This window comes from Streptomyces sp. NPDC104371 (assembly GCF_055583785.1).
In genome coordinates this window covers 657572-674215 of the sequence record NZ_JBVJNF010000002.1, presented here as the reverse complement: position 1 = coordinate 674215, position 16644 = coordinate 657572, and the positions used below count along the sequence as shown (strand labels likewise).

Sequence of the window (16644 nt, the reverse complement as noted above, 5' to 3'; positions counted from 1 at the left end):
GGCAAGACCTGCGCGGTATGCCATTCAACTTCCACTCCCGCCTGCTCTGTTACACGCAGGCTGACTTACACCGAAGAACGAAGGACGGAATGCACTACAGATCGAGAAAGCGCCTCAAAACGCTGCGGCAACGTATCGCGCTGGTCTCAGCCGCGATCATGGTCGGCACCCTTTTACAAGGGGTGACACAGCCCGCTGCTGCGGCGAACGGCGGGAAGGAACTCCCCGGCCCTCCCCCGTCCGGGAAGCCCGTACCCGTTTCGGTGGTCAAGACCAAGCCACGCACCCTGATGAAGGGCCCGCGTACCCCGCAGACGCCGCCGGACTCAGCCTGGCCGAAGGCGGCCACGGCGGTCGTTGAGTTGCCAGCCGCAGATGCGAAGGACACCGAACGCAAGGCTGTCCGGGCCAAAGGGCTGCCGCTGACGCTGGATACGAGGGGTATCACCAGCGCGAAGTCGGCGAGCGGTGCCGTTGAGGCACGTGTCCTGGGTCGCGAGGCTGCGAAGAGAGCAGCCGTTGACGGTGTCCTTATATCCTTGCGCCTGAAGGACAAGGGCAAAGACGGACGGACCGGTCTGGCCGGCCGGGTGCGGGCGAAGCTGGACTACTCCGGCTTCGCCGATGCCTACGGCGGCGGCTACGCCTCCCGCCTCACCCTGGTCCAACTGCCTGCCTGTGCACTCACCACCCCCAACAAGGCACACTGCCGCACCAGCGAGCCGGTGGCGACGGCCAACGACACCAAGAAGCAGACTCTCACCGCGGATAACGTGGCCCTCAGCGCCAGCACTCCCATGGTGCTCGCCGCCGTGGCGGAGACCCAGAGTGCGAATGGGGACTACAAGGCGACCTCGTTGTCCCCCTCGGCGACGTGGAGCACGAATCTCAATACTGGTGACTTCGCTTGGTCGTACGACATGCCGGTACCGGATGTTCCCGGTGGAATGACGCCCAATGTGGGGCTGTCGTACTCCTCCGGTTCTATCGACGGCCGTACCGGCAACACCAATAACCAGGCGTCCTGGGCGGGGGACGGCTTCGACCTGTGGCCGGGCTTCATTGAACGCCGGTACAAGCCCTGCGCCGAGGACGGCGTGAAGAACGCGGACGGCAATAAGCCCGGAGACCTGTGCTGGGCCTACGACAACGCGTTCCTCACCTTCAACGGCAAGGGTGGCGAACTGGTCCCGAACGGCACCGATTCGTGGAAGCTGAAGAACGACGACGGCACCAAGATCGACCACCTGACCTCCAGCAACCGCGGCAACGGTGACAACGACGGCGAGTACTGGCGCCTGACCGATACCGATGGCACCCGCTACTACTTCGGCTACAACCGGCTGCCCGGCTGGGCGGACGGCAAGCCGACCACCGACTCCACCTGGACCGCCCCCGTCTTCGGCAACGACACCGGCGAGCCCTGCCACGCCACGGCGTTCGCGGACTCCTGGTGCCAGCAGGCCTGGCGCTGGAACCTCGACTACGCCGTCGACGTCCACGGCAACGCCGTCGCCTACTACTACAACCAGGAGACCAACTCCTACGGCCGCAACCTGAAGGCGTCGGACAACACTCGCTATGTGCGTGGCGGCACACTCGACCACATCGACTACGGGCTGAAGTCCTCCTCGATGTACGGCACCAAGGCACTGGCCAAGGTTAGCTTCACCAGTGCTGAGCGCTGCCTGTCCAGCACCGCCTGCTCGGACATCACCAAGGATGCCGCCTACTGGTACGACACTCCTTGGGACCTGAACTGCGACAGTGGCAAGGACTGTGACAAGGGCCGCCTCTCCCCGGTGTTCTTCACCCGTAAGCGGCTGAGTCAGGTGACCACCCAGGTCTACGACGGCAGCGCCTACCAGGACGTCGACTCCTGGCAGCTGACTCACCGCTGGGGCATGGCCGACATCGACTACCAGTTGCTGCTGGACTCCATCCAGCGCACCGGACACACTGCCACCCCTGCGATCACCCTGCCGAAGACGACCTTCGCCTACACCCAGCTCGTCAACCGGTTGGACAAGACCGGCGACGGCTACCCGCCGTTCATCAAGGACCGCCTGTCCACGGTCGCCGACGAGTCCGGCGGCCAGATCGATGTCAACTACTCGAAACCGGCCTGCGACTTCAACGCTCTGCCGACGCCGCAGGCCAACACCACGCGCTGCTTCCCTCAGTACATCGGCGGCAGCACCTCGGACGATCCTGAGCTGCAGTGGTTCAACAAGTACGTGGTCACGTCCGTCACCGCGACCGACCGCACGGGCGGGGCACCGGACCAGGTCACCAGCTATGACTATCTGGATGGTGCGGCCTGGCACTACGACGATGACGACGGACTGACCAAGGAGAAGTTCAAGACCTGGTCGCAGTGGCGCGGCTACGGACATGTCCGCGTGCAGACGGGTGGCCAGGGCGGTGCCTCGGCGATGAAGTCGCAGGAGGATACGTACTTCCTGCGCGGCATGGACGGCGACCGCAAGGACAGCAGCGGCGGCACGAAGTCCGTGGCCGTCACCCTGGACAGTGGTGAAGGCGATCCGATAACCGACCACGAGTCGGCGGCCGGTTTCGCGTACAAGACCGTCAGCTACTCGGGCCCCGGTGGCAAGGTCCTGGCCAAGCAGGTCAACCGGCCCTGGCACTATGAGACCGCGAGGAAGACCCGCAGTTGGGGCACGGTCACCGCCAATTTCACCGGAACGTCCCAGAGCAAGAGTTGGACCTCACTGGATGACGGCGCGGGCGCCAAGTGGCGCACCACGTCCGCTGCCAACACCTACGACACGGTGGCCGGACGGATCACGCAGGTCGATGACTTCGGCGACGACAGCACCTCTGCCGACGACACCTGCACCCGCACCACGTATGCGACCAACACGACCGACAACATCATCACCCTTCCGTCTCGCATCGAGACAGTGTCGAAGGCCTGCGGCGCCACGGTCAGCCGTCCCGCGGACGTGATGTCCGACGTACGCACCGCCTACGACGGCGGCACGTATGACGCGGTCCCCACGAAGGGGGATGCGACGGCCAGCGCGGTGTTGAAGGAATACAGCGGTACCACCGCCACCTACCTGGAGTCCGGCACCACCTACGACTCCTACGGCCGGGAACTGACCAGCACCGATCTGACCGCAGACGTGACGGTCACCGCGGCTGGGGCGATTACGCGGGCCGCGCGTAAGGACGGCCGTACCACCACGACCGAACTCACTCCCGCGACCGGCTTCGCCACCACGGTGAAGGTGACCACGCCCCCGGCCACGGCAAGCAACGCGGCCACCGCGCAGACCACGACCACCACCCAGGACATCTTCCGCGGCCTGCCCCTGCAGCAGTCCGACACGAACACCAACGTCACCAACTTCGCCTACGACGCCCTGGGCCGCTCGACCAAGGTGTGGCTGGCCGACCGCAAGACGGACCAGACCCCGAACTTCCAGTTCACCTACACCGTCGCCGAGAACCAGCCGATTGTGGTGGGTACCAAGACGCTCAACAACACCGGAGGCCAGCGCACCTCCTACACCATCTATGACGGCTTCCTGCGCCCCCGCCAGACCCAGGACCCGGGTTCGGGTGGCGGACGCCTGCTGGCCGACACCTTCTACGACGAACGCGGCCTGAAAGCCAAGGAGTTCGCCGCCTACTACGCCGAGGGCGCACCCTCCACGGTTCTGGTCAAGCCGGACGCCAAGGAAACGCTGGGTGTGGAGACCCAGAACCGGTACACCTACGACGGGCTGGGACGGGAGACCGAGGCCAAGCAGATCGCGGGCAACGGCGACGGCGGACCGGTGCTGGCCACCACGCGCACGATCTACGGCGGCGACCGGACCACGGTGATCCCCCCGGTCGGCGGCACCGCCACCACCACTCTCACCGACGCCCGCGGCCGGACCACCGAACTGCGCCAGCATGTTGCCCGCAGCGCGGAGGCGGCCTACGACACCACCAAGTACACCTACACGCCCCGTGGTGAACTGCTGCGGCTGACCGACCCGGCAGGCAGCACCTGGTCGTACACCTACGACCTGCTGGGCCGCCAGCTCACGTCCAGCGACCCCGACAAGGGCACCACCACCAGCACTTACGACGACCGCGGCCAACTGGTCACCACCAAGGACGCCCGCCCCGGCAATCCGGCCCTGTGGCACGGCTACGACAACCTCGGCCGCCAGACCGAACTACGCGAGGCATCGGCCACCGGCACCCTGCGCGCCAACTGGACCTACGACACCGTCCCCAACGCCAAGGGCCAGCCCGCCGAATCCATCCGCTACGTCGACGGCACCGCCTACACCACCAAGGTCACCCAGTACGACCGCCTCTACCGGCCGATAAGAACTGCCGTGGCCATCCCCGCGCGGGAAGGCGAGCTGCAGGGCACCTACCAGGCCGGAACCTCCTACCTGCCCTCCGGACTGGTCGGCGGCCTCACCTACTCCGCCGCCGGCTCACTCCCCGGCGCCACCCAGTCATTCACCTACGATCCGGACACTCTGTGGCCCATCTCCTCACAGAGCGACGGCTTCAAGGCGGAGACCAGCTACTTCAACACCGGCAAGCCCAGCCAGTACAAGATGTACAGCACGGCCGCCGGCGCCAAGCCCGTCCAGGTCACCAACACCTACGAGTGGGGCACCCAGCGCCTGGCCAACACTCGCGTCGACCGCCAGGACATCGCCGGAGTCGACCAGAGCAGCACCTACCACTACGACGAAGCCGGCAACGTCCTGTCCGTCTCCGACGTCTCCCGCGACGGAACCGACAACCAGTGCTTCACCTACGACTACCTACGCCGCCTCACCGAAGCCTGGACCCAGAACACCACCACCTGCGCCACCACACCCAGCGGCAGCGTGCTGGGCGGCCCGGCCACGTACTGGAACTCCTATACCTACGACCTTGTTGGCAACCGCACCGCGGAAACACTCCACAACCCCACAGGTGATGCTGCCAAGGACACCAAGCGCGCCTACACCTACCCCACCCCGAGCAGCGCCCACCCGCACGCCCTGTCCTCCGTCACCACGACCGGCCCGACCGGCACCGCGAAGGACACCTACGGCTACGACGAGACCGGCAACACCACCACCCGCACCCTGAACGGGACCACCCAGAACCTCACCTGGGACGCTGAAGGACACCTCGCCAAGGTGACCGAACCCGTCCAAGGCGGCTCCGGCAAGACCACCGAGTACCTCTACGACGCCGACGGCAACCGCCTCATCGGCCGCACCTCCACCGAAACCACCCTCTACCTCGGCACCACCGAGATCACCCTGGCCAAGGACGCCACCAAGCCCAAGGCCACCCGCTACTTCGACCTCGGCGGCGGAAACCAGGCCGTCAAGACCGACGATGGCAACGTCTCCTTCACCCTCGCCGACCACCACGGCACCGCCCAACTCGCCATCGACGCCACGACCCAGAAACTCACCCAACGCCGCACCCTGCCCTTCGGCGGCACCCGCGGCACCGAACCGGCCGCCTGGCCCGGAACCAAGGGCTACGTCGGCGGCACCGACGACACCAAAACCACCGGACTCACCCACCTCGGCGCCCGCGAATACGACCCCACCACAGGCCGATTCATCAGCGTCGACCCCATCCTCGACCCCGCCGACCCACAGAGCCTCAACGGCTACAGCTACGCCGGCCAAAATCCGCTCACCTACAGCGACCCGACCGGAACCATCAGGCTGGAGCAAGGTAAGAACGGGGAAGTCAAGCAGTGCAGCGGCGGCTGGCAGAAATGCGGTCCTAGCCATTCTACGGCGCCGATACAAGGCCCGCCGGCAACCCACATCCCGGTAACCACTAGCACCGGGAAGACCAGCGGCTCTGGGGGGACCGGGAAGACGACCAGCAGTGGCGGTCCTCTGCCGAGTCCGAGTCCAGGGTCTGCACCGTCGCCCGGCCCCTACGAGAATCCAATCAAAGACCCTGTTGTCAGTGCGCTCAAATTTCTGTACAAAAGGTTCTTTGGGGCTCCTGAGCCTCAACTATTGTGCGATACCTCTGGGATATGCGAATACAAGCAAGTCGAACTGAACATGGTCGCGTGGACCCCGGGAGGCCCGGGGTGGGCAACCGGGACGGCTCGCGCTCTCGGGATCGGAGAGAGTGTAGCCGCGCTGAGGGCTTTCGCTCTGCGGAACCTTCCGAAATATGTCGCGAAGGGTAAAACTGTCGGGATTGGGATGGCTGACGGGCGCGTTTTCCGTGTGGCTAGTGGCGCTAAGAGGGGCGATCAAGAATTGATTGATATAGTTAACAGCAGGCTTAGGGAGCGTGGTGTCCTGCCTGGCGCCGCAAAGTCGGCTCGTGCCAGCGATGTGGAGCAGAAGTTCGCTGCATTTATGGTGCGAGACGGAATGAAGAAGGGGGATATTGTGATCAACAATCCTGCTGGTCCGTGTATGCAGCGCCTGGGGTGTAACAACGTACTAGGCTCCATCCTCGGTGACAGGCGACTCACGGTACACTGGCCGAACGGTAGGGGTGGTCTCAATTCCAAGACCTATGGAGGAGCAGAGTGATGAAGGGGCGGGCTGAGGCCTATTATCGAAAAGAGCACGCGGACGGACGCGTCATCATCACACCCGATGATGTAGATTCGCTCGTAGATGCCCTTCTCGCTGGCCAGGATTCCGAGAATATGGCCGAACTGCACTCGCTGGAACGCCCAAAACTTGCCTCGGGTTTCCCGGATCACGAGTTCCTGGTTGGCGTGGATAGGGAGCTTCAGGTTGGCGTTCTCGGTTTCATGGATGAAAGCGGGAATGTCGTTTCTCTTGGCGGCACGGTAGGTCGAGGGAATGTCTCCTATTTCATTGTCGGGAATGAGACGGAATTTCCGGGCTGTTCGGAAATAGCGATCGATCTTGTGCGTCGGGCTGTAAGGGAATTCATTTCCTCTGGGGGGCAGCGCCCAACCTGCGTCCAATGGCAAGAGCCTGAACTCTGGTGATCTGCTCTATCCGCATGTACGGCACATAACTACTGCGTGGTACATGCGACTCCAAGTGATAGCATCGGAATTTTGTGACGGTCCGCCAGCAGAGTTGGTGGACCGTTTCCGTGCTTTGAGCTGAGACTGGGTAACCGGGAAGTCCTCGGCGTCTACGGCTGGCTTCCGTTCGGTGGCATGTTCGACCTGCGGACGGAGTGGCCTGACGAGCTTCCAACTCGGGTTCCAAGAATAAGAACGGTGGCTTCGGATTCGAAGACGAAGAATTCGAGATGGCCTTTAATCTGGCCCGCGAGGGACACAGAGTCGTGGCGAGAGGCTCCGATGATGGCGCCCCCGGAGCGAAAGGGAACAAGTCGTTCGACGCTTGGGTCGACGGGGTGCGCGCGGAGTTCAAGAGCCTGTCCACCACCACGCGCAAGGGAATCACGAGAGAGATCCGCAGCGCCGATGAGCAGGGCGCCGACTTCGCCTACATTCATCTGGAAAATGCGGACCGAGGCATGGCCGAGTCGGCGGTCAAGAGTGTCAGGAGGTCCACGCAGGCCCCCGTCGGCCTGAGCGCCATACGTGTTTATGGTGATGGGTATGATTTCACGGTGCACTTGCGCTGATCAGCGACAGTGATCAGATGCGCTGATGTAGAGCCCACAAGGGAAAGGGGCGGAGAGTAGCTGTGCGATTCACTGCCAAGCAGATCAGTGCGGAGACACGTCGACTCGGTCATGCTCTTCGCCCTGGCAAAGTGGTCTCCGCCCTTTCGGAGCACGGTGTGGCGGTCCACGGGTTCCCCGTGGACCGCGCGCAGGCCCCCGGGATCTGGCAGTCCTGGAAGGCCGAGCATCAGCGTACGAGGCTGTGGCCTGTGGTCACGTCCGTCGACCCGGTCGGCCTGGTCGCGCCACCGGTGAACACGGGACGACTCGGTCTAGGAGGCCCCGCGGCCCTCGCGGACGCGATGGCCCGAAACCCGGAGTCCGTCGTTGCTGAGGTGGTCGACGCCGCGGTTCGGGACACCCTTGCCCAGGCCGACGAAGACGAACGGGAGGAGTGGCTGGCCGACCTGGTCCCCGACCGGCTGGTTACGCAACTACGCCCGGCCTATGCGGCGCCGCGCGCAGGAGATGTGTGGGAATATGAACGCCACTGGGCGGGTGATCGGCTTTGGCTGTGTCTCATGGAAGCCGCGGAGGGGTTCGAGCTGCCAGCCCTGCTGCCTGGAGTGCCAGACGCGCCGAACTGGTGGAGCGAACCGGCACAGCGCCTACTTCTCCCTGCGGACCACTTTGCCTTCTTGCGTAGCTGGCATGAGCGCTTCGGGGCGGAGGTTTTCTTCGCCGACGGCTCCAACCTGCGGCTAGTGGTGGCCCGCCCGCCGCTGAACCCGCTGACGGCTGCTCAGGTAGCCGTGGAACAGTTCGCTTACTGTGGCGACCTAGCGGATGACCTGCCAGTCATAGGCAATGACCGTGTACGTTCCGATGTCTGGTCGTTCTGGTGGGACTAACAGAAAGAAATCCAAGGACAGCGATGAAGATCATCGGAATGCTGCCAAGCCGTTTCGGTCAGAGCCTGGCCGTGCTGCTGCTGACCATCCCGCTGGCGACGGCGTGCGGCACTGAGTCCGCGGGCACAACTGCTGCGCCTGGTACGGCCAACGCGCCATCTGCTACCGAGGCGACGGTGGCCACAGTCCGAAAGGAAATCGTCGACGCCGTCGCTGCGGCGGGCCTGACGCAGATGGGTGAGCCGACCAGCGAGAAGGACTGCGCGATAGGCGTTACAGCTCAGCAGAAAGGCAGGGAGGGCGAGTGGGGAGACGAAATCGTCGAGCTCCTACGTAACAAGGGGTGGGCCGGCGACGGGTCTCATTCCGCCGAAGGCCTGGAGCAGACCCTACTCAGGAAGCAGGGCTGGGAGCTGCGCGTGCGCGGCTATAACGGCGACGGGGGAGCGGCCGGACTAGTGGCACTGATCGCCTCCAAGAGCGGCTGCGAGCTGCCATAGGACTGTGTCCTACATGGTGAGCCTGAGGAGTCGCTTGTAGCAGCAGAGGGCAGATTTCAGGCCGAGAAGCCGCTGCTGCTCTTTTGTAATGGCTGCATAATGACTTTGAGTTGCCGATGAGTCAACCTCTTTCATCCTGGGTGTCAGGTGAACCCGGTCGGTTGGAGGAGGTGACGTGGCGAAGCCCCTCGCCGTTGGCGTGGTGATCTCACTGTCGGCGAGGCCGGTTTCGCGCATGAGCCGCTCGACCCGCTTGCGGCCGATCGCCACCCCCTCGAGTTTGAGGACGGCGTGCACACGCGGTGAGCCGTAGATGCCGCCCGGAGTTTGTCCGGGGCCTCTCAGCTCCAGGACAACCCTGCGGATCCAGCGTGAGGCACCAGTCACCGACCCGCCGCCCCCGGCGCTGGATCCTGGCTGGATCCGCACCGAGTCTCCGGTGTCTTCGCAGGTGGTAGTCCTGGTGTCGATGTTCCGCTTCAACGTCTAATACGTTCGGCGAAAGGCCGTCTGACCTGCGACGGAGCGGGTTGGGCGGCCTTTGCGATCCGCGCAGAGTCCGCAGCGTGCTGACTTCGGTCAGCGCGCAGGGTAGCGGATACGCTGCTTCGTCGACCTGCTACTTGGCATCGGCGGACTGGTCCGCGTGCACCTGTCCACGGCGGTCCGGGTTCGCTCCTCGGAGCCAGGCCACAGGTGGATGTAGATGTTCAGCGTCATGGCCGCGTTGGTGTGGCCGAGGCGCTCTGAGACCGTCTTTACGGACTCGCCGTGCTTGATCACGGCCGCAGTGTTCCAGCCGACTCCGACATCAGCGCTGCCGATACGTGCCACAGACCGCAGAAGGCTCACGCTCGAGCATCATTCGTCAGGCGGCGCGGGCTGTGGGTAACTGCGCGATCCACCTCGTGACCTCGGTCAGGTGCTTGGGCTGTAGACCGAGGTGCGGGTCGGGCTGAATGAGGAGGGTCGCTGTTTCCTTCGCAGTGCGCTCCGCCGCCCATTCATGGTCGAGGCCGGTGAAGTCGTCGTCGATCCGGACAGCGGGCGCGTCGTTCAGCCATGTGTCGACGTGGTCGCGCTTCCACAGGTAGCCGTTGGGATGGCTGGTGGGATTTGTGGGCGCGGTAGTTCGACGTGCGGCAGGGTCGGGAGGTCGAGGAGCGGTCCGATCAGGGTAGTGGCGTCCTGCCGCCAGCTAGTGCACCAGACCGGCGTGACAAGCCCCGTACTGATCACGTCCATGAGCATGGGGCCGTGGGCGGGGTTGAGCCAGATGGTGACCGGGTTGTCGGCGCTCCGGCCGGTGGGGACGACACCGTGGCGGGTGTGGGTGGCAGGGGTCGAGCCAGCCGCGTCGGGGAAGGGGGTGAGGACGCCGTCGATGTCGAGGAGCAGGTAGGGCGGACGCATTGGTTCCTCCAAGGGAAGCCGGGCGAATGGCTGTCAGAGCTTGCGAGCGCGGATGAGCAACGTGGTGGGCCAGTGGCCCATGCGGGCGTCGTGGAACTCCTGGGCCGAGGTGAGTCGGAAACCGGCCTGGTTGAGGTGCTTCTCCCACCGGTCCGTGCAGAACTCCCAGCGGGCGATGGGGAGTCGGGTGTGGTCGGGAAGAGTGACGTAGGCACGACGGGGGCGGTCGTCGCCCGAGGGGGTGCGGCCACCGGGCTGCGAGTGAGGGACGGAGAAGGCGAACACCCGTCCGGGCGTGAGGCGCTGGGCGATGGCCGGAAGCAGGAGTTCGGGGGCGACGAGTCCTACGGCGCCGAAGACAGAATAGATCGCGTCGAACTTCTCGTCGGAGGCTTGCAAGTAGTGCGGGGTGTGGCCGGCGACGAAGGCGAGATTGTTCAGCCGTCCGTAGTGAGAGCGGGCGCGGCGGACTTGGAGGCCGACCAGGTCGACGCCGGTGACGTGGGCGCCGTGGCGGGTGGCGAGGTGGGCGGCGTTGTGGCCGGGGCCGCGGCCGACCTCCAGGAGCCGCTTGCCGCGCAGGTCGGGCCCGAGGGCGTCGGCGCCGGGCCCTTGACCGGGTCTCGTGGTCCACTCCATCCGGGCGGGTACGGCCAGAGGTTCGGCAAGTCCGGCGGCGGTGCGTTGGAGGGCGTGGGCGTGCCATGGGGAGGCTTGGGCGAGCACGTCAGATCTCCAGGAGGTGGAGGACGTCGGTGAGGTGGCGGCGGACTGCCTTGAGGTAGGCGGGGTCGGTGGCCGGGTCGTTGATCCAGTGGATGGCCTGCTCCATGAACCACTCGACGGCCCACATGCGGTGCCAGCCCAGGGCCCAGTTCTCGGCGGTGAGCCCGCCCCGCGGGGCGAGGACGTCGGAGGTGCCACCGGCGGTGACGTACTGCTCCAGGAAGACGCGCAGGCGGACGGGGTGCGGGGGCTCGATGGTTCCGTGCCGGCTTGCGAGGTCGAGCAGGCCGGGACGAACTCCGGGAAGCCCGTCTCTCTTCCGTCGGCGGACGTCACGGATGTGAGTTGCAAGTTCGTTGCACGCGGGGTGGTGGCTCCTGGAACACTAGGTGCGCCGGTTCGACAGGACGGAGCGGGGGACGTGGGATGGCAACTTGCCGTTGCATACGGTGCCGTGGGCGGCGGTCTTGTGGAGATCGTTGTGGTCTTCGGCTACCTGGTGGACTGGCAAGAGGCCCGGCGTCGCGTACGGCGCGCTCGTCGTAGGCGCCGGACGCCTGCCCTAACGGAGTACATGGATCCCGTAGCCGACTCCTTGGTGGCGGCGACCCGGATCTTCCTGGGCGGGCTCGCCGGTTGGGTCTTCCACAGCCAGGTCACAGGAGCTGCGGCCGCCGTCGCCGTTGGAGCTGCAGCACCCGCGCTCCTACGTCAGTTGGCGACTGTTCGCACTCTGCGGGCGGTTGTCACGGGGGATACTCCAATCGGAAGCCAGATCCGCAGAACCGAGCAACTTCCAACCGATGGGTCACACGGGGAGGAAGACAGCGCATGAAGGGAGGTGTTGCTGGCCGCTATTGGAACTCCCTGACCGAAGCTGGCGATGTCAAGCGTGGCGAGCGAGCGCCCGTGCCGCGGGCTTGGCGGGGGCATCCGTTGTGGCGCCGCTACATTGCTTCCCTCCTCGACGTCCCCCTTCGGCCGTTGGGCTCTGCTTCTGGGCCAGGGTGGGATGAGTTGCCGAAACTTCCATCAGAACCAGCCGCGGTAGCCGGCGAGAGGCGAGACCTCCTTCCTCCCACTGCCATCGCTGACGCCCTCGACACAGAGACACTTCAAGTCGACCCTCCGGAGAATCCCTTCATGCGGTGGCGTGGCAACGTCCGCGTTGGCGCGTGGTACGCGCAGCGGGAGGCGGCCGAGCGCAGGCGACAGGCCAAGGAGCGCCGTGCTCGGGAGCGTCGGCGGAGCGCCGAGCGGGCCCGGTTGGCCAAAGAGGCGGGCGCCCGCCGGGAGCGCGCCCGTGACGAAGTCGCCCGCATGGAAGCCGAGTTGGCGGCCCGTAGGTCGGCCGAGCGCGGTGCCCGCCTGGACCAGGCGGGGGCGGAGCAGTCCTGCGCCGACGCGCGCGGTCTCGAAGAGGCGCGGGAGCTGATCGCCGAGGCCGAGCGGGCGGTCCTGGAGTCAGCTCTCGCCGAGGCCGCCGAACGGCTCGACGTCGTACGCCCGGCGGCCGAGGGCGTGGCTGACACCGCCGCCGAACTCGGCGACCAGGACCTCGCCCATGAGATCGGGGACGCCCTGCGCGCCGTCACCGAGGCGCTGACCGCGCGCGCGGCGACCGGTGCGATCGACGCGATCGCCGCCCTGGAGGGCCGACTGCCCGATGCCGAACGCCGCGTGGACGAGCTGGAGTTGGCCTATCAGCGGCGCCGGGACCTGGTGGCCGCGCTCCAGGACGCCATGACCGGTGAGGGCTTCGCCTTCGAGGGCGGTGAGGACCGGGGCGGCAGTTTCCGGCTGCACTTCACGCGGCCGACCGGGGCGACGTATGAGACGACGGTCGCCACCGAGGACGACGGCACACTCATCCTCGTCTACCACGTGAAGGGCGAGCCGGACGTCTCCCCGTACGACCACCGGGACGAGACGGTGTGCGACACCACCGAGGCACTGCTGGAGCGAGTGCATGAGGCGCTGGGCGGCGACGACGGCTTCGTGGCGGGTGAGCTCGCCTGGGACGGCAAACCGCCGGGCTCGCGCGCCAAGCCGCTACCCCGCGGTTCCCACGGGACGAGGACGGCGCCATGAGCACGGCCGACTTCACCGAGGGCGAGGACGGCACGAGGCCCGTCACCGTCGACGGGAGGAGGCCAGCGACATAGATGCGGCACTGCGTTCCCTGGAACGCGCCCGCACCATGAATTCACGGACTCCCGTACGGGTTCCTGTAGCAAAGCACCCAGGATTCCTGGAACCTGCTCGCCGCCGAAGACGCTCTCCTCCGCGACGACGGCCCCCAGCCCAGCTACTCCCGCGTCAGCGGCCCCGCCGCCGGCACCGTGACCAGCCACACCGCACGCACCCTGACAGACCTCGCCGACCACATCGGCACCGAGCAACAGCACCGCGACGCCCTCACCCGCTGGGACCCCGCGAACTACAAGCGCGTCCACGCCCTCACCCACGCCGACCTCGGTGACAGCCTCGCCGCCCAGGCCCGCGCCGACGAAGCCGTCGCCGCCTGGACCCAGGCCCTGGTCCTTATGGAGGGCATGACCTCCGACCGCACCCGCAAGGCGATCACCTCAATCTGCTCCACGCTCGCGGTCTACCAGCGCCGCCGCGTTCCCGGCGCCGTCGATCTCGCCCGCCGCGCCCGCGAGGCCCTCGCCTAACATGCCCAACAACCCGCCCGACGAAGGGAACACCGTGGCCCAGCAGACCGACAACCAGCCGAAGGCCCTCAAGCCGGCGCTCGAATCGATGACCCTGCTGGTCGCCGCCGTCATCGTCCATGACAAGGCCACCAACCGCGTCGTCCTCCTCCAGCGCAGCGAGAACGCCAAGTTCGCCCAAGGCATGTGGGACCTCCCCGTCGGCAAGAGCGAACCGGGCGAGCCCATCACGGAGACCGCGGTCCGCGAGCTCTACGAGGAGACGGGCCTCACGGTGAAGCCCGAGTCCCTCAAGGTCGCCCACATCATCCATGGCGCCTGGGGCGTCGAAGCCCCCAACGGCTTCCTCGCGGTCGTCTTCTCTGCCCACGAATGGACCGGCGAACCCGAGAACCGCGAACCACGCAAGCACTCCCAGGTCCGCTGGGTCGATGCCAACGACATCCCCGACGCTTTCGTCGACATCACCGCCAGCGCCCTGCGTCAGTACTTGGATGGCAACTCTCAGGTGTCAATCGACGGGTGGAACTAGCCCGCCTATCTAATGCGGGCGAATTCTGAATCGACCAACGATAGTTAAGGGAGACCTGGGTGCAGGGGCCGTCCGTATCACGGCGTTCGATCAAGAAGTGCGAGCAAGCGTGGCTTCAAGGAGTTGCGCAGCTGAGGATGGGCAATCGGGCTGCTGCGGCTGAATCCTTTCACGCGGCCGTCGCGCACGACCCGTTTGCCGCTGACGCCTGGCTGGGACTGCATGCCACGGGACAGCTCCAAGGCCAGGCGATCGAGGCCATGCACGGTCAAGCCCAGTCCTTCGGCGCCATGCGCACGAAGCTCCAGACCCCGTTGTCCTCTCGGTTCCAGATCGGGGGCTACGTGAACTTCCGTTTAGAGACGCGCCGCGACCTGTGGCTCGCGAGGGCGACGAAGCTCGTGGACGACGGCCTACTCGATCAAGCATGGAGCATGCTCTCCCACGCAGTGCTCGACTGTGACGAGACTCGCTTCGTCTGCGCACGCTACGCCGTCCCTGAAGAAGGACTGGCCACTTCTTCTGACCTTTGCCGAGGGAATCCGGGACTCCTTTCTACGGGACGAGTCGCAGCTCTGCGTTGCGGCCAGTCTCATCGCCCAAGGTGTCTCCCATGAGGCGCTCAACGTGCTGAACCCACTCCCGCAAGCGCTGACCGACAATGCCGGCTATCTCGGGGAGGTTGCCTACCTGCGCGGCCGTGCGTATGAGCAGCTCGGCCGGGCTGAGGAAGCTCTGAAGCAGTTCCAGACAGCGTTCCGGTACAGCCCGACCCTGGGTGATGTGGCCCAGCGGGCGAAGGTGGTGGCCTCGCCTGCTGCGCGCGTGCCCGTCCAGGCTGCTGGGGCTGTGCAGGAACAGCATGAGGACTCCTCCGGTGTCACCTTGAGCGACGAGGAGCGTTCGGCATTGCTGGACGAGGCAATGGCCGAACTCGACGAGATGGTCGGGCTGGCCCCGGTGAAACGCCAGGTGCGGACCCTGTCGGCACAGCTGAGGATGGCGTCCGTGCGAAGAAGCCAGGGCCTGGCTGCGGCACCGGCTCCACAGCACTTGGTATTTGCCGGGCCGCCCGGCACAGGCAAGACCACGGTGGCCCGTGTCGTCGGCAAGGTCTTCGCAGGGCTTGGCTTGCTGGCCCGAGGCCACGTGGTCGAGGCCCAGCGCGTCGACCTCGTGGGACAGCACCTCGGAGAGACGGCGATCAAGACGTCAAAGATCATCGACGAGGCCCTGGACGGCGTTCTCTTCATCGACGAGGCGTACGCACTGGCCAACACCGGGTACTCGGGTGGTGACGCCTTCGGCAAGGAAGCCCTACAGGTGCTCCTCAAGCGAGCCGAAGACGACAGGCACCGCCTGGTTGTGGTTCTCGCCGGGTACCCGAACGAGATCGATGACCTCCTGTCCACCAACCCAGGTCTCACCTCCCGCTTCAATACTCGGGTGGACTTCCCGGCCTACTCGGCTGACGAGCTGGTGCTGATCGCGGAGTCGTTCCTGGGAGCTCAAGGCGATGCCCTTACCGACGAGGCGGCGGTTGCGCTGCGCACGTCATGTGACCTCGTCGCCACCAACGGTCTGATCGACCGGCTTGGTAATGGCCGCTTTGCGCGCGAACTCGCTCGGAAGGCTGCCGCAGTGCGGGACCTACGGGTCTACGACGCGTATGGCAGCTCTGGAGTCCCGTCGGAGGACGAGGTCACCACGCTGCACGTGGGTGATGTCATGGACGCGTACCAGGAACTCACTGAAAGCGTTCTGCCGAACCGCTGACTGAGGGATCGCGATGTCCCCAGTCCGCAGGGCACCCGCGCTTCAATGTCTGGCCGGTGACATAGCGCCACTTCGCTGATCTGGTGAACGTGCAGGTCCTATGGGGTCTGACTCTTCGGAGTCAGGCCCCTTGGTGCTTGCCGCGCGGTTTCGGGTGGTGGGAGGCGACGGTGAAGAGCCGGGGCTGGATGTCGGTGGCGATGGTGGCTGCCTGGTCCATGTGGGCCTGGGCCTCGGGATTGGCGCGCATTGCCCAGTAGTGGTCCTCGGACTCCCACTGGGCGTAGTTGATGACGCGCTGCCCGTCCTGGCTGGCGTGGAAGTTGGCGCAGAGGAAGCCGGGCTGGTGCTTCATGGTTGCCTCCGTGGCGTGGGCCAGGAGGTCGAGGAGTTCCCGTTGTCGCCCTGGCGGGACGGTGAAGACGTTGATCAGTGTCGCCACGGGGCGACTGCTGTCGATGGCGGCGGTCACGGTCACAGGCGTCTCCCTCTCGTCGTCGTTCTCCGCTGGTCCTTATTGCACA

General features: G+C 65.8%; 12 protein-coding genes and 3 pseudogenes. 10 read left to right on the top strand and 5 right to left on the bottom strand.

Annotation, left to right across the window (positions count from 1 at the left end; all coding sequences use genetic code 11):
- The first annotated feature begins 89 nt into the window (after window positions 1–89).
- From ACZ60T_RS08865 to ACZ60T_RS08845, 5 genes are all read left to right on the top strand, one after another.
- Complete coding sequence (locus ACZ60T_RS08865; protein ID WP_469665335.1) at window positions 90–6557, top strand: RHS repeat-associated core domain-containing protein; 6468 nt, start codon at window positions 90–92, stop codon at window positions 6555–6557.
- Window positions 6557–6988 carry an Imm1 family immunity protein gene (locus ACZ60T_RS08860; RefSeq protein ID WP_469665334.1) on the top strand — a complete coding sequence of 144 codons (432 nt, stop codon included), beginning with the start codon at window positions 6557–6559 and terminating at the stop codon, window positions 6986–6988. Before ACZ60T_RS08865 ends, ACZ60T_RS08860 begins: the two co-directional genes overlap by 1 nt.
- 272 nt (window positions 6989–7260) lie before the next feature.
- Window positions 7261–7602 carry a CdiA C-terminal domain-containing protein gene (locus tag ACZ60T_RS08855; RefSeq protein WP_469665333.1) on the top strand — a complete coding sequence of 114 codons (342 nt, stop codon included), beginning with the start codon at window positions 7261–7263 and terminating at the stop codon, window positions 7600–7602.
- 251 nt (window positions 7603–7853) lie between these two features.
- Window positions 7854–8495, top strand: a complete 642-nt coding sequence (locus tag ACZ60T_RS08850) for a DUF4253 domain-containing protein (protein ID WP_469665332.1) — start codon at window positions 7854–7856, stop codon at window positions 8493–8495.
- 23 nt (window positions 8496–8518) lie between these two features.
- Window positions 8519–8995, top strand: coding sequence for a hypothetical protein (locus tag ACZ60T_RS08845; RefSeq protein WP_469665331.1), 477 nt, complete (start codon window positions 8519–8521; stop codon window positions 8993–8995).
- A 9-nt stretch (window positions 8996–9004) separates the two neighbouring features.
- On the opposite strand, the gene ACZ60T_RS08840 is transcribed toward ACZ60T_RS08845, so the two are convergent.
- The 4 genes and pseudogenes from ACZ60T_RS08840 to ACZ60T_RS08825 all read right to left on the bottom strand — a co-directional run.
- Complete coding sequence (locus ACZ60T_RS08840; protein ID WP_469665563.1) at window positions 9005–9382, bottom strand: IS3 family transposase; 378 nt, start codon at window positions 9380–9382, stop codon at window positions 9005–9007.
- A 481-nt stretch (window positions 9383–9863) separates the two neighbouring features.
- Window positions 9864–10408: pseudogene (locus ACZ60T_RS08835) on the bottom strand (HAD domain-containing protein).
- 33 nt (window positions 10409–10441) lie between these two features.
- A complete protein-coding gene (locus ACZ60T_RS08830; protein ID WP_469665330.1) occupies window positions 10442–11134 on the bottom strand; it encodes a class I SAM-dependent methyltransferase in 693 nt (230 codons plus the stop codon).
- 1 nt (window position 11135) lies between these two features.
- Window positions 11136–11426, bottom strand: a pseudogene (locus ACZ60T_RS08825) (aminoglycoside phosphotransferase family protein); the annotation flags it as partial.
- An 851-nt stretch (window positions 11427–12277) separates the two neighbouring features.
- Here ACZ60T_RS08825 and ACZ60T_RS08820 point away from each other — a divergent pair.
- From ACZ60T_RS08820 to ACZ60T_RS08800, 5 genes and pseudogenes are all read left to right on the top strand, one after another.
- Window positions 12278–13225, top strand: a complete 948-nt coding sequence (locus ACZ60T_RS08820) for a hypothetical protein (RefSeq protein ID WP_469665329.1) — start codon at window positions 12278–12280, stop codon at window positions 13223–13225.
- A 167-nt stretch (window positions 13226–13392) separates the two neighbouring features.
- Window positions 13393–13812, top strand: a pseudogene (locus ACZ60T_RS08815) (tetratricopeptide repeat protein); the annotation flags it as partial.
- 1 nt (window position 13813) lies between these two features.
- Window positions 13814–14344, top strand: coding sequence for an NUDIX domain-containing protein (locus tag ACZ60T_RS08810; protein WP_469665328.1), 531 nt, complete (start codon window positions 13814–13816; stop codon window positions 14342–14344).
- A 137-nt stretch (window positions 14345–14481) separates the two neighbouring features.
- Window positions 14482–14961, top strand: coding sequence for a hypothetical protein (locus tag ACZ60T_RS08805; protein WP_469665327.1), 480 nt, complete (start codon window positions 14482–14484; stop codon window positions 14959–14961).
- A 10-nt stretch (window positions 14962–14971) separates the two neighbouring features.
- Window positions 14972–16120: an AAA family ATPase gene (locus ACZ60T_RS08800; protein ID WP_469665326.1), complete on the top strand. Its 1149-nt coding sequence runs from the start codon at window positions 14972–14974 to the stop codon at window positions 16118–16120.
- Window positions 16121–16241: 121 nt separating this feature from the next.
- Here the strand turns inward: ACZ60T_RS08800 and ACZ60T_RS08795 are convergent, their stop codons facing one another.
- Window positions 16242–16598 carry an antibiotic biosynthesis monooxygenase family protein gene (locus tag ACZ60T_RS08795; protein ID WP_469665325.1) on the bottom strand — a complete coding sequence of 119 codons (357 nt, stop codon included), beginning with the start codon at window positions 16596–16598 and terminating at the stop codon, window positions 16242–16244.
- Window positions 16599–16644 lie beyond the last annotated feature (46 nt).

Excerpts from the sequence above, each read along its gene's own strand:
- ACZ60T_RS08865 (WP_469665335.1), top strand. The coding sequence starts at position 90 with ATGCACTACAGATCGAGAAAGCGCCTCAAAACGCTGCGGCAACGTATC.
- ACZ60T_RS08860 (WP_469665334.1), top strand. The coding sequence starts at position 6,557 with ATGAAGGGGCGGGCTGAGGCCTATTATCGAAAAGAGCACGCGGACGGA.
- ACZ60T_RS08855 (WP_469665333.1), top strand. The coding sequence starts at position 7,261 with ATGGCCTTTAATCTGGCCCGCGAGGGACACAGAGTCGTGGCGAGAGGC.
- ACZ60T_RS08845 (WP_469665331.1), top strand. The coding sequence starts at position 8,519 with ATGAAGATCATCGGAATGCTGCCAAGCCGTTTCGGTCAGAGCCTGGCC.
- ACZ60T_RS08820 (WP_469665329.1), top strand. The coding sequence starts at position 12,278 with ATGCGGTGGCGTGGCAACGTCCGCGTTGGCGCGTGGTACGCGCAGCGG.
- ACZ60T_RS08810 (WP_469665328.1), top strand. The coding sequence starts at position 13,814 with ATGCCCAACAACCCGCCCGACGAAGGGAACACCGTGGCCCAGCAGACC.
- ACZ60T_RS08805 (WP_469665327.1), top strand. The coding sequence starts at position 14,482 with ATGGGCAATCGGGCTGCTGCGGCTGAATCCTTTCACGCGGCCGTCGCG.